The organism is Streptomyces eurythermus (assembly GCF_014649115.1).
Lineage (GTDB): Bacteria > Actinomycetota > Actinomycetes > Streptomycetales > Streptomycetaceae > Streptomyces > Streptomyces eurythermus.
This window is the reverse complement of sequence record NZ_BMSK01000012.1, coordinates 216,576-228,585: the sequence shown is the minus strand read 5'-3', so window position 1 is coordinate 228,585 and position 12,010 is coordinate 216,576. Positions and strand designations below refer to the sequence as shown.

Sequence of the window (12,010 nt, the reverse complement as noted above, 5' to 3'; positions counted from 1 at the left end):
CCTCCTGATGGAGGGTCAGAGGTACTTCTTCAGCTCCCGGCGCGCCAGCGACCGCTGGTGCACCTCGTCCGGGCCGTCGGCGAGCATCAGCGTGCGGGCGCTCGCGTACAGCTCGGCCAGCGGGAAGTCCTGGCTCACCCCGCCCGCGCCGTGCAGTTGGATCGCCCGGTCCAGAATGCCGACCACCGCGCGCGGAGTGGCGATCTTGATGGCCTGGATCTCGGTGTGCGCGCCCTTGTTGCCGACGGTGTCCATCAGCCAGGCCGTCTTCAGCACCAGCAGCCGCAGCTGCTCCACGGTGACCCGGGCGTCGGCGATCCAGTTCTGTACGACGCCCTGCTGGGCCAGCGCCTTGCCGAACGCCGTACGGGACACCGCCCGCCGGCACATCAGCTCGATCGCCCGCTCGGCCATGCCGATCAGCCGCATGCAGTGGTGGATCCGGCCGGGGCCGAGCCGGGCCTGGGCGATGGCGAAGCCGCCGCCCTCCTCGCCGACGAGGTTGGCCACCGGTACCCGCACCCGGTCGAAGACCACTTCGGCGTGGCCGCCGTGCGAGTGGTCCTCGTAGCCGAACACCCGCATCGCGCGCTTCACCGTGACGCCGGGGGTGTCGCGGGGGACCAGGACCATGGACTGCTGGCGGCGGATGTCGGCGCCGTCCGGGTCCGTCTTGCCCATCACGATGAAGATCGCGCAGTCCGGGTTCATCGCGCCGGAGATGTACCACTTGCGGCCGGTGATGACGTACTCGTCGCCGTCCCGCTCGATGTGCGTGGTGATGTTCGTGGCGTCCGAGGAGGCCACCTCGGGCTCGGTCATCGCGAACGCCGAGCGGATCTCCCCGGCCAGCAGCGGCTGGAGCCACCGCTTCTTCTGCTCCTCGGTGCCGAACTGCGCCAGCACCTCCATGTTCCCGGTGTCGGGCGCCGCGCAGTTGGTCGCGGTGGGCGCGAGGTGCGGGGACCGGCCGGTGATCTCGGCGAGCGGCGCGTACTGGAGGTTGGTCAGCCCGGCACCGTACTCGGTGTCGGGGAGGAAGAGGTTCCACAGGCCCTGCCGGCGTGCCTCGGCCTTCAGCTCCTCCACCACGGCCGGGGTGTCCCACGGTGAGGCGAGCGCGGCCCGCTGCTCCTCGGCGACCGCCTCGGCCGGGTAGACGTACTCGTCCATGAAGGCGAGCAGCCGGGCGCGCAGCTCTTCCGTACGCGCGTCGAACGCGAAGTCCATGTGCGGTCAGCCTTCCTGAAGGGTGGTCAGTCCGTGGTGGATGAAGACGGGGACGAGGTCGCCGATGCGGTCGAAGCCGCGGCCGACCGTCTGGCCGAGCGTGTAGCGGTAGTGGATGCCCTCCAGGATCACGGCGAGCTTGAACCAGGCGAACGCCTCGTACCAGGACACGGCCGACACGTCCCGCCCGGAGCGCTCGGCGTACCGCTCGACCAGCTCGCGCGGCGAGGGGTGCCCGGGCGCCTCGGCGGTCGTGGAGACGGGGGAGTCGGGCATGCCCAGCGGGCGGCTGTACATCACCAGCAGACCGAGGTCGGTCAGCGGGTCGCCGAGCGTGGACATCTCCCAGTCGAGGATCGCCCTGATCCTGTCGTCGTCGCCGATCAGGACGTTGTCCAGGCGGTAGTCGCCGTGCACGACGGCCGGGGCGGGGGAGGCGGGCAGGGCGCGGCCGAGCGCCGCGTGCAGCTCGTCGATGCCCGCCAGGTCGCGGTTGCGGGAGGCGTCCAGCTGCTTGCCCCAGCGGCGCAGCTGCCGGTCGAGGAAGCCCTCCGGGCGGCCGAAGTCCGCGAGGCCCACCTCCGCAGGGTCCACGGCGTGCAGCTCGACCAGCGTGTCCACCAGGGACAGCACCGCGTCCCGGGTGCGCTCCGGGCCGAGCGGGGCGAGCTGGTCGGCGGTGCGGTACGGGGTGCCCTCGACGAACTCCATCACGTAGAACGGGGCCCCGAGTACCTCCTCGTCCTCGCACAGCAGCACCGGGCGCGGGACCGGCACCCGGGTCGGGTGCAGGGCGCTGATGACCCGGTGTTCGCGTCTCATGTCGTGCGCGGTGGCCAGCACATGGCCGAGCGGGGGCCGGCGGACGACCCACTTCGAGCGGTCGTCGGAGAGCGCGTACGTGAGGTTCGACCGTCCGCCCTCGATCAGCCGTCCGGTCAGCGGACCGTGCACCAGACCGGGGCGCTCGCTCTCGAGCAGGGCGCGCAGCCGGTCCAGGTCCAGCCCGGGCGGGTGGTCGGCGCTCATACATCACTCCTAGGGACGGGTGAACAGGACCCGACTCATGATGCCGACCGGTCGGTATGCCGTCCAGTGCGGGAGCGAAGATCGCGCCGAACGTGACACGGCCCACGATAAGCCCGCGGCCGCGGCGGACTCGGGCCCGTGGGCGTCAGTGGTCGTCCCAGTGGTCCCCGTGCTCGGCGTGCCGGTGGCCGCCGTGCAGGTAGTCGACGTGGTCGCCGTGCGGCACCTGGGCGTGCCCGCACTCCTCGTGGTGCACGTGCGCGTGGTCCCGGTGGACCGAGTGCCCGGCCGGCTCGCACTCGTCCCAGTGGCCCGCGTGCTCCCGGTGCAGATGCCCGTCGTGGACGTAGTCCACATGATCGCCGTGCGGCACCGCGCAGTGCCCGCAGTCCGGCCCGTGCCGGTGCGGCCCGTGGGCGGTGTGCTCGTGGTGGAGGGTGGTCATGGCGCTCACCTCCGGGGGACGGAGTGCCGGCGACGGGGCGTCCCGGTTGCGTGCCGCCCGGGTACCCCGGAGGGTCGAGGGCATGAAGGGCATCAGCTACCGCCGCTACGGCGGACCCGAGGTGCTGGAGTACGGCGAGCTGCGGGACCCCAAGGTGGGTCCCGACCAGGTGCTGGTCGAGGTGCGCGCGGCGGCCGTCAACCCGGTCGACTGGAAGTGCCGCGAGGGCCACCTGGACGCGGTGCTGGACGCCGTCTTCCCGGTGATCCCCGGCTGGGACGTCAGCGGGGTGGTCGTCCGCCCCGGTGCCGCCGTCACCGAGTTCTCCCCCGGGGACGAGGTCATCGGCTACGTCCGCGAGGACTTCCTCTCCCGGGGCACCTGCGCCGAGTACGTGGCCGCGCCGGTGCGCACCCTGGCCCGCAAGCCGCGCACCCTGTCCTTCGAGGAGGCCGCCGGACTCCCGCTGGCCGGCCTCACCGCCTACCAGGTGCTGGTCAAGGCGCTCCAGGTCAAGCGGGGCGAGACCGTCCTGGTGCACGCGGCGGCCGGCGGCGTCGGCTCGCTCGCCGTCCAGATCGCCGCCCACCTCGGCGCCCGCGTCCTCGGCACGGCCGGCGAGGCCAACCGCGACTACGTCCGCACCCTGGGCGGCGAGCCCGTGGCCTACGGCGAGGGACTGGCGGAACGGGTGCGCGGGCTCGCCCCCGAGGGGGTGGACGCGATCTTCGACACCGTCGGCGGCGACACGCTGACGGTCTCCGCGGGCCTCCTCGCCCCGGAGGGCCGGCTGGCCTCGATCACCGACCCGGAGGTACGCGAGTACGGCGGCCGGTACGTCTTCGTCCGCCCGGACGCCGACGACCTGGCGCGCCTGTCGGAGTGGGCGGACCAGGGCGTCCTCTCCGTCCACGTCCAGCGGACCTTTCCGCTGGAGCGCACGGCGGACGCCCACCGGCTGAACCAGGAGGGCCACACCCGCGGCAAGATCGTGGTGACCGTGGGCCGGGGGTCCGGGGAGGGCGGTGCGCAGGGCGTTCCCGCCAGGTGACGACTACGGTGCGACAACTGCAGAGTTGAGCGGAATGTCCGCCCCGCCGCAGGGGCCGGGCGTCACCGAGGTTCACACGAACGGGTAACTGCGCCGGGGCGTGCGCCGGTCCAAGATCGACCCCATGCGAACTTCCTTGATCCGCCGCGCGTGCGTCGTGGCGCTCATGATGGTCACGACGATGGCGCCCGCGGCGGCGGCCCGGCCGGCCGGCGACACGAAGGCGCCCGGGACCGGCGGACACGCGCGGTTGCTGGGGGAGCGGATCATTCCCCACAAACTCGCCTTCCGCGGCACCACCGTCGGCGGTCTGTCCGGCATCGACCGCAACCCCTGCACGGGCGAGTACGTCATGATCAGCGACGACCGCTCGGTGCTCCAGCCCGCCCGTTTCTACACCGCCAGGATCGCCGTGGACGGCACCGGTGTGCGCTCCGTCGACTTCACCGGTACACACCCGCTGCGGCAGCCCGACGGCTCGGTCCACCCGCCGGCGAGCGCCCGCGACGGCAAGGCCGTGGACCCGGAGGAACTGCGGGTCGACCCGCGAAGCTGCCGGTACTGGTGGTCGCAGGAGGGCGACCGCCCCTCGTCGGCGGACGACCCGCTGATCCAGCAGTCCGTCCGGATCGCCGCCCCCACGGGCGCCTACCGCGGCGAGTTCCGGCTGCCGGCCGACTACCGGTACACGCGGGAGGACCGCGGGCCCCGGCGGAACAAGGGGGTGGAAGCCATCACGTTCGGCTCCCGGGGCGCCACCTTCACCAGCGCCCTGGAGGGCCCGCTGATCCAGGACGGCCCGGAACCCGACCTGCGGCACGGCGCCCTGGTCCGGGTGACCCGTCAGGACCGCGCCGGCGCGGTGCTCCGGCAGTTCGCCTACCCGCTGGAGAAGATCTTCACCGCGTCCGACCCGTCCAGCCCGTGGGCCCCGGACACCGGCGTGCCCGCGATCCTCGCCTTCCCCGACGACCCCGACCGCTACCTGGTCCTCGAACGCACCTGGGTGGCCGGAGCCGGGTACAAGATCCGTGTCTTCGACGCCACCACGCGCGGCGCGACCGACGTGCGGCGCATGTCCTCCCTGGCCGGCCGGTCGGTCGTGCCGATGCGCAAGAAGCTGGTGGCCGACTTCCACGACCTGGGGCTGAGCACCGTCGTCAACACCGAGGGACTGACCTGGGGACCCAGGCTGCGAAGCGGCGAACGGACCCTGCTCCTGGTCAGCGACGACAACTTCGCCGAGGACGAGGCCACCCAGTTCGTCGCACTCGCCTTCCGCGACCGCTGACGCGCGGAGAGACACCGCCGCTGTCCCCACCCGCGGGGCTACGGGACGCTCGCGGGGCTACTGGAGCACCAGCACCACCGCGCACACCGCCAGCGCGCCGGCGCACAGCACCGCCGCCGTCGCCTGGCGGGGGGCGAGCGTCGGCGGGCGGGGTGTCGTGGTCAGGGCGCGGACCCGGGAGTGGGCGATCCCGAGGAAGGCCAGCCACAGCGCGCAGCACACCGCGCCCGCCAGGACGCTAGCCGCCGACGGCCCCCCGTGCAGCGCGGCCTTCAGGGCCAGCACGGTGGCCACGGCGGCCGACAGCGTGGTACGCCGCCAGGCCAGCCGGGTGCGCTCCGGCTGCAGACCGGGGTCCCGGCCCGCGCCCTCCGCGCCGGCCGTCACCCCTCCCACCCCACCAGCACGACCACGACCATCGCGACGGCCACCACCGCCACGACCAGGCTCAGCAGCACCGGGAACCGGGAGGCGGGCAGGTCCTCGCCGCGCCGCATCGCCCGCTCGCAGCGCACCCAGTGGTTCACCGCCCGCAGGGAGCACAGCACCCCGGCCGCGAGCAGCGCGAGCGCCAGCCCGACCCGCCAGGCCCAGCGCAGATCGGGCAGGAACTGGTCCACCGCGAACCCGCCGCCGATCAGCGCCAGCGCGGTGCGCAGCCAGGCGAGAAACGTGCGCTCGTTCGCCAGCGAGAACCGGTAGTCGGGCGTGCCGCCCTCCTCCCGCACCCGCTCCGGCGCGAACCACAGCCGGATGTTCCGTACGAAGTCGCTCACTCGGCCGACCCTACCGGGCGGTCACCCTCCGGCCCGGAACGCACGCAGCCGCTCGTAGGCCGCCAGCCCGTCCGGCACCCACTCCCAGGTGCCGAGCCGCCGTTCGACCTCCTCCTCGGGCAGGAAGGCGTGCCACTGCACCTCCTCGGCCTGCGGGCGCACGGGCAGGTCGCAGCGCACCTCGTACACCGCCGACCACCAGCTGTTCCCGGCGCCGTCGTCGTAGAGGAACTTGAACAGGCGGGCGGGCCGCGGCAGTCCGCTCACGCCCAGCTCCTCCTCGGCCTCGCGCAGCGCCGCGTCGTCGTAGGACTCGCCCGCGCCGACGACACCGCCGACGAACATGTCGTACAGGGAGGGGAACACCAGCTTGGTCGCCGTGCGCCGGTGCACGAAGAGCCGGCCGGCCGCGTCCCGGGCCTGGACGAACACACAGCGGTGGCGCAGCCCGAGGGCGTACGCCTCGCCGCGCGGGCGCCGGTCGACGACCCGGTCGTGCTCGTCGACGATGTCGAGGATCTCGTCAGCAGGGTTCATGCCCGTCATCCAAGCAGGGCCCGACCAAGCAGGGCCCGACCGGGCAGGTCCCGTGCTGGGCAGGTCCCGCACCGGGCAGGACCCGACCGAGCACGGCCCGTGCGGCGCGGGACCCGTACCGGGCGGGGCCGGGTGCCCGGTCAGCGGCGCTGGAGGTCCGACGTGCCCCGCTCCGCCTCGCCCGCGCCGCACGGCATCGCCGGGTGCAGCCCGAGCAGCACGATGCCCCCCACCACGGCCGCGAGCCCGGCCGCCTCACCCGCCAGCGCACCGGTGTCGGTGCGCAGCCGGTCCCCGAGGAAGCCCACCCCGCACAGGATCCCGGCGAGCGGCTCGGCCGCGGTCAGCGCGGGCAGCGACATGCGCAGCGGCGCCGTCTCGAACGCGCTCTGCACCAGCACCAGCCCGGTGACCCCGCAGGCCACCACGCCGTACGGCTGCCAGCCGGTGAGCAGTCCGGTCAGGCCGTCGTCGGAGAAGCGGGTGCCGCTCACCCGGGTCAGCGCGTCCTGGACGCCGTACAGCAGCCCGGCGGCGAGTGCCAGCAGCACCGGGCCGCCGCTCAGCCGGGAGCGCTTGGCGTACGCCGTCATCAGCAGGGCCGCGCCCACCACCGCGCCGATGATCAGCCAGTGCCGCAGCGGATCGGTGACGGCCGTGCCGGCGCGCGGCTCGCCCGCCAGGATGAACGCGCTCACCCCGCCCGCGAGCAGCAGCAGCCCGGCCCAGCCCTGACGGCCGAGCGGCTGTCCGGTCTGGTGCCGGGAGAGGGCGAGGGCGAACAGCAGGTTGGTCGCGAGCAGCGGCTCCACCAGCGAGATCTCGCCCTTGCCGAGGGCGATGGCGCCCAGCACCATGCCGGCCACCATCAGCGCGAGTCCGCCCAGCCAGCGCGGGATCCGCATCAGGTCGAGCAGCAGCCGGAAGGAGAGGAAGTCGCCGAGCGGCGCGTTCTGCGCCGCGTTCTGCTGGAGGACGAATCCGAAGCCGAGGCAGCAGGCCGCGCTCACGGCGAGAAGCAGTACCAGAACGGACACGCTGTGTACCTCGATCATCCGGCCGGACCACGGGCGTGCAGTGGCCGACTGTAGCGCTACCGGAACGGCAATGCCCCGGAAGTACCCGCAACCGGGCGGTTGCCGCCATGGTCCGCAACCCGGGCGCGACGCGCCATGGCGTGCGCCACATCCGCACCGCCGAACCCGGGGCGGACGGCCCGGTACGGCGGACGGGGCGGGCATGGCATACGCCACAGGAATGTCCCCGCGTTCGCACCCGCGACGGGCCCCACCTGCGCCGGGAGGATCCAAGTACCCCTTGGTACAGGGAAGTTGAAGAGATGAACAGCCTTGTTCCGCTTGACGCGACCCTTGGCGGGGGGTTTGCTGTGCGTGATCGGTCGATGGCAGCCCGAGAAACAGGAAGCCCCGCGGTGCCCCCTTCCCCGCCTCTGCTCGGCACGCGCCGGGCCGCAACGGACCCGTCCGACGCCCCCGCTCCCGGCGCCCGCGACGCCTTCGACGCCGCCCTCGACGACGCCGAACTGCGCACCGCCCGCGCGGCGCTGGCCCAGGGCCGCCGGCAGGCCGCCCGCTCCCTGCTGGTGCACACCGGCGACGACTGGGACCGCCGCGGCCACCGCCTCACCGTCCTCGCCCGGGACCCCCGCGCCACCGCGTGGGCCGGCGACTGGCTGGCCGCCGAGCCCGGCTCCGCCGACGCCGCCACCCTGCTGGCCCTGGCCCTGGTCCACCGCGCCCTGCGCGGCGAGGAGGAGCCCGGCCGGGCCCGCGACTCCTGCGCCACGGCCGCCGCCCTCGCCCCGGCCGACCCCACGCCCTGGCTCGGCCTGCTCCTGCTCGCCCGCGCCTTCGGCCCCGAGAGCGCCCTGCTCGGCGCCTTCACCGAGCTGCGCCGCCGCCACCCCGAGCACCACCACGCCCACCACCTGCTGATCGCCTGCCTCGCCGAACGGCCCGGGTGCGGCCGCGCCGAGACCCACGAGGTGTACGACGCCGCCGAACTGGCCGCCGCCGAGGCCCCCGCCGACTCCCCGCTGGCCGTGCTGCCGGTGGTCGCCTACGCCGAGCGCTACCGGGTCCTCGCCGCCACCGGCATGGGCCCCGCCGACCCGGCCGCCTCCCCGCACTGGTCCGGCCCCCGGGCCCGGCGCGTGCTGGGCGCCTGCTTCGACTGGTGGCTGGAGTGGGAGCACGACGAACACCCGCGCCGCCTGATCGACCTCAACCACCTGGCGTTCGCCCTGTCCTGCGCCGGCCGCCCGGCCGAGGCGGCGGCCCTGTTCCAGCGCATCGGCGACCACGCCACCCCGGTGCCCTGGGTCTACGCCCACCGCGATCCGCTGGCGGGCTTCCACGCGGCCCGCGCCCGCGCGCTCGGGCACGGATGACGGCGCCCGGAACGGCGAGACCGGCCCGTCCGGCCGAGGGGAAGCCCTCGGCCGGACGGGCCGGTCTGCCGTGGCGCCGGTCGCCGCGGCCCTAGACGATCAGGGACAGCAGCAGCACCAGACCGCCCGCGACCACCGAGATGATCGTCTCCATCAGCGACCAGGTCTTGACGGTCTGCCCGACCTTCAGCCCGAAGTACTCCTTCACCAGCCAGAAACCGGCGTCGTTGACATGGCTGAAGAAGAGCGAACCCGCGCCGATGGCGAGCACCAGCAGGGCCGTGTGGGTGGTCGACATGTCGGCCGCGAGCGGCGCCACCAGGCCGGCCGCCGAGACCGTCGCCACCGTCGCCGAGCCGGTCGCCAGCCGGATCGCCACCGCGATCAGCCAGGCCAGCAGCAGCGCCGGGATCGACCAGTCCTTGGAGATGTCCAGGATCATCTGGCCCACGCCGGAGTCGATCAGCGTCTGCTTGAAGCCGCCGCCCGCGCCGACGATCAGCAGGATGCCGGCGATGGGCATGAGGCCCTTCTCCACGGTCTGCTGGAGCCGGTCCCGGGTGAACCCGGCGGGCCGGCCCAGCGTGAAGAAGCCGACGATCACGGCGGCGAGCAGGGCGATCAGCGGGGAGCCGACGACGTCGAAGACGCGCTGGGTGTGGTTCGCGGGATCGTCGACGACGATGTCCACCAGCGCCTTGGCCAGCATCAGCACCACCGGCAGCAGCACGGTGGCGAGCGTCGGGCCGAAGCCCGGACGGCGCTCGAGCTGCTCCGAGGCGCGCTGCGGCAGCATCCGGTCGGGGGCGGGCACGTCCACCCAGCGGGCCGCGACCCTGGAGAACAGCGGCCCGGCGATGATCACGGTCGGGATGGCGACCACGATGCCGAGGGCCAGGGTCACACCCAGGTTGGCCTTGACCGCGTCGATGGCGACCAGCGGGCCGGGGTGCGGCGGGATCAGACCGTGCATCACGGACAGACCGGCCAGCGCCGGGATGCCGATGCGCATCAGGGAGTAGTTGCCGCGCTTGGCGACCATCAGCACGACCGGGATCAGCAGCACGATGCCGACCTCGAAGAACAGCGGCAGGCCGACGACGGAGGCGATCAGCACCATCGCCCACGGCATCGCCCGGCCGCCGGCCTTGGCCAGGATCGTGTCGACGATCTGGTCCGCGCCACCGGAGTCGGCGAGCAGCTTGCCCAGGATCGCCCCGAGCGCGATCAGGACGCCCACGCCGGCCACCGTGGAGCCGAGCCCGCTGGTGAAGCTGGTGATGGCCTTGTCGAGCGGTGCCCCGGCGACCGCCCCGAGCGCCAGCGACCCGATGGTCAGCGCCAGGAAGGCATGGAGCTTGAACTTGGTGATGAGCAGGACGATGACGGCGATGCCCACCAGGACGGCGATGCCCAGCTGGGCGTGCCCGGCGGAGGTGATCGGCGGAGGGGCGTCCGCTGCCAGCATCTCGACGCTGAGTCTGGTCACGGGGGTTCCTTGCGGTTACGGGGGATTTCTGGGGGCGCTAGTGAGAGCTGCCCGCGGTGTCGGGAAGCGCCGCGAGGGCCTGCACGGCCCGCTCGGTGATCTCCTCGGGGCCGCCGCTGACGTCCACGGCGACTCCCGCCTCGTCCGGCTGGAGCGGCTGGAGCGTGGCGAACTGGGAGTCCAGCAGCGCGGTCGGCATGAAGTGGCCCTGCCGCTGGGACATCCGTTCCTCGATCAGCCGGCGGTCGCCCGTCAGGTGCAGGAACACGATCCCGGGTGCCACGGCCCGCAGCCGGTCGCGGTAGACCCGCTTCAGCGCGGAGCTGCTGACCACTCCGCCCAGTCCGGCCCTGCCGTGCGCCCAGTGCCCGATGGCGTCCAGCCACGGCCAGCGGTCGGCGTCGTCGAGCGGGATCCCGGCCGACATCTTGTCGATGTTGGCCTGCGGGTGGAAGTCGTCGCCCTCGGCGTACGGGACGCCCAGCCGCGCGGCGAGCAAGGGACCGATGGTGGTCTTGCCCGTCCCCGCGACGCCCATCACGACGACGACCTGGGGGGTTCGCATTAACTGCCTCGCTGTCTTCCTCGACATCCGACGCCACTGCGGCGTCGCCACACTGAAACCCATTAGGTACGACGAATTCAAGAGAGTGTGACGTATAAGTCTGACTTTTTATGTCCGTGATCCGCGCCGTACGCTGAGTGCATGAGCACACGGGGCCGGGGGCTGCACGGCCATGTACTGGACACCCTCGGCCCCGCCATCACGTCCGGCGAGTACCCGCCGGGCAGCGTTCTGCGGACCGACGAGCTGGCACAGCACTTCGAGGTGTCCCGCTCGGTGATGCGCGAGGCGGTCCGCGTGCTGGAGTCCATGCACCTGGTCGAGTCCCGCCGCCGGGTGGGCGTCACGGTCCGCCCCAAGGCCGAGTGGAACGTCTACGACCCGCAGGTCATCCGCTGGCGGCTGGCCGGCGCCGACCGTCCGCACCAGCTGCGCTCGCTCACCGTGCTGCGCTCCGCCGTCGAACCCGTCGCGGCGGGCCTGGCCGCCCAGCACGCCACGGCCGAGCAGTGCGCCGAACTCACCCGGTGCGCCCTCGGCATGGTGGCCAACTCACGCGGCCACCGGCTCGAGGACTACCTGTTCCACGACGTGTCCTTCCACCGGGTCATCCTCAACGCCTCCGGCAACGAGATGTTCGCCCGCCTCGGCGATGTCGTCGCGGAGGTGCTGTCCGGTCGCACCCGGCACGAGGTCATGTTCGAGGACCCCGACCCGGCCGCCGTCACCCTGCACGTACGGCTCGCCGAGGCGGTCCGTGCCCGGGACGCGGTCCGCGCCGAGGAACTGACCCGGGAGATCACCGCGGGCGCCCTCCAGGAACTGGACATCCTGGCCCCCTGAGCGCGCCGGGGATCAGAACCCGGCCCTGGCGCCGGATCAGAACTCGGCCCCGGCGGAGGGCGCGGTGCCGTTCTGGGCCTGCTGGGCACGGTCGGACAGCATGCGGGCGAGGGATTCGAGCGCCGAGGGGCCGAGTTCACCGCTGTCCGTCCGGTAGGTCACCCAGGTGACGACCGTCCCGACGAGCACCCCCGCCTCCGCGTGCTCGCCGTTGACGATTCCCTTCCGGTAGGCCGCGCTCTCGTCCCCCATCGAGGGCAGGGACATGGACGAGTAGACGCTCGTGTCGATGGTCGCCCGGTAGTCCTCGAAGCGCCGCTCGGCGTGGGTACGCCTGGACGTAG

At 73.3% G+C, this 12,010-nt stretch carries 14 protein-coding genes; 4 read left to right on the top strand and 10 right to left on the bottom strand.

Annotated elements, in window-relative coordinates; genetic code table 11:
• Positions 1 to 15: 15 nt before the first annotated feature.
• The 3 genes from IE251_RS23760 to IE251_RS23750 all read right to left on the bottom strand — a co-directional run bounded on the left by IE251_RS23760 (position 16) and on the right by IE251_RS23750 (position 2,704).
• Positions 16 to 1,230: an acyl-CoA dehydrogenase family protein gene (locus IE251_RS23760; protein ID WP_189755019.1), complete on the bottom strand. Its 1,215-nt coding sequence runs from the start codon at positions 1,228 to 1,230 to the stop codon at positions 16 to 18.
• A 6-nt stretch (positions 1,231 to 1,236) separates the two neighbouring features.
• A complete protein-coding gene (locus IE251_RS23755; protein WP_189755018.1) occupies positions 1,237 to 2,259 on the bottom strand; it encodes a phosphotransferase family protein in 1,023 nt (340 codons plus the stop codon).
• 145 nt (positions 2,260 to 2,404) lie between these two features.
• Positions 2,405 to 2,704 (bottom strand): hypothetical protein, encoded by a 300-nt coding sequence (locus IE251_RS23750; RefSeq protein WP_189755017.1) that lies wholly within the window; start codon positions 2,702 to 2,704, stop codon positions 2,405 to 2,407.
• 82 nt (positions 2,705 to 2,786) lie between these two features.
• Here IE251_RS23750 and IE251_RS23745 point away from each other — a divergent pair, with 82 nt between their 5' ends.
• Together IE251_RS23745 and IE251_RS23740 are read left to right on the top strand one after the other, a co-directional pair.
• On the top strand, positions 2,787 to 3,755 hold the full coding sequence (locus IE251_RS23745; RefSeq protein WP_189755016.1) for an NADP-dependent oxidoreductase: 969 nt from the start codon (positions 2,787 to 2,789) through the stop codon (positions 3,753 to 3,755).
• Between the two features lie 124 nt (positions 3,756 to 3,879).
• Positions 3,880 to 5,046: an esterase-like activity of phytase family protein gene (locus IE251_RS23740; protein ID WP_189755015.1), complete on the top strand. Its 1,167-nt coding sequence runs from the start codon at positions 3,880 to 3,882 to the stop codon at positions 5,044 to 5,046.
• Between the two features lie 57 nt (positions 5,047 to 5,103).
• Here IE251_RS23740 and IE251_RS23735 read toward each other — a convergent pair whose 3' ends face one another.
• From IE251_RS23735 to IE251_RS23720, 4 genes are all read right to left on the bottom strand, one after another.
• A complete protein-coding gene (locus IE251_RS23735) occupies positions 5,104 to 5,433 on the bottom strand; it encodes a DUF202 domain-containing protein (RefSeq protein WP_189755014.1) in 330 nt (109 codons plus the stop codon).
• Positions 5,430 to 5,822 carry a YidH family protein gene (locus IE251_RS23730; protein WP_030608433.1) on the bottom strand — a complete coding sequence of 131 codons (393 nt, stop codon included), beginning with the start codon at positions 5,820 to 5,822 and terminating at the stop codon, positions 5,430 to 5,432. The genes IE251_RS23735 and IE251_RS23730 overlap by 4 nt, the downstream gene beginning before the upstream one ends.
• 21 nt (positions 5,823 to 5,843) lie before the next feature.
• A complete protein-coding gene (locus IE251_RS23725) occupies positions 5,844 to 6,359 on the bottom strand; it encodes an NUDIX hydrolase (protein WP_189755013.1) in 516 nt (171 codons plus the stop codon).
• A gap of 140 nt (positions 6,360 to 6,499) precedes the next feature.
• Complete coding sequence (locus IE251_RS23720; RefSeq protein ID WP_189755012.1) at positions 6,500 to 7,414, bottom strand: DMT family transporter; 915 nt, start codon at positions 7,412 to 7,414, stop codon at positions 6,500 to 6,502.
• 377 nt (positions 7,415 to 7,791) lie between these two features.
• Here IE251_RS23720 and IE251_RS23715 point away from each other — a divergent pair, with 377 nt between their 5' ends.
• A complete protein-coding gene (locus tag IE251_RS23715; protein ID WP_229896904.1) occupies positions 7,792 to 8,769 on the top strand; it encodes a hypothetical protein in 978 nt (325 codons plus the stop codon).
• Positions 8,770 to 8,860: 91 nt separating this feature from the next.
• Here IE251_RS23715 and IE251_RS23710 read toward each other — a convergent pair whose 3' ends face one another.
• Positions 8,861 to 10,258, bottom strand: coding sequence for a GntP family permease (locus IE251_RS23710; RefSeq protein ID WP_189755010.1), 1,398 nt, complete (start codon positions 10,256 to 10,258; stop codon positions 8,861 to 8,863).
• 37 nt (positions 10,259 to 10,295) lie between these two features.
• Positions 10,296 to 10,823: a gluconokinase gene (locus IE251_RS23705; protein ID WP_030781446.1), complete on the bottom strand. Its 528-nt coding sequence runs from the start codon at positions 10,821 to 10,823 to the stop codon at positions 10,296 to 10,298.
• 141 nt (positions 10,824 to 10,964) lie between these two features.
• On the opposite strand from IE251_RS23705, the gene IE251_RS23700 reads away from it, so the two are divergent.
• Positions 10,965 to 11,666, top strand: coding sequence for a FadR/GntR family transcriptional regulator (locus tag IE251_RS23700; RefSeq protein ID WP_189755009.1), 702 nt, complete (start codon positions 10,965 to 10,967; stop codon positions 11,664 to 11,666).
• 36 nt (positions 11,667 to 11,702) lie between these two features.
• Here IE251_RS23700 and IE251_RS23695 read toward each other — a convergent pair whose 3' ends face one another.
• The gene (locus IE251_RS23695) at positions 11,703 to 11,933 is read right to left on the bottom strand and encodes a hypothetical protein (RefSeq protein ID WP_189755008.1); all 231 of its coding nucleotides are present in this window, start codon (positions 11,931 to 11,933) and stop codon (positions 11,703 to 11,705) included.
• Positions 11,934 to 12,010 lie beyond the last annotated feature (77 nt).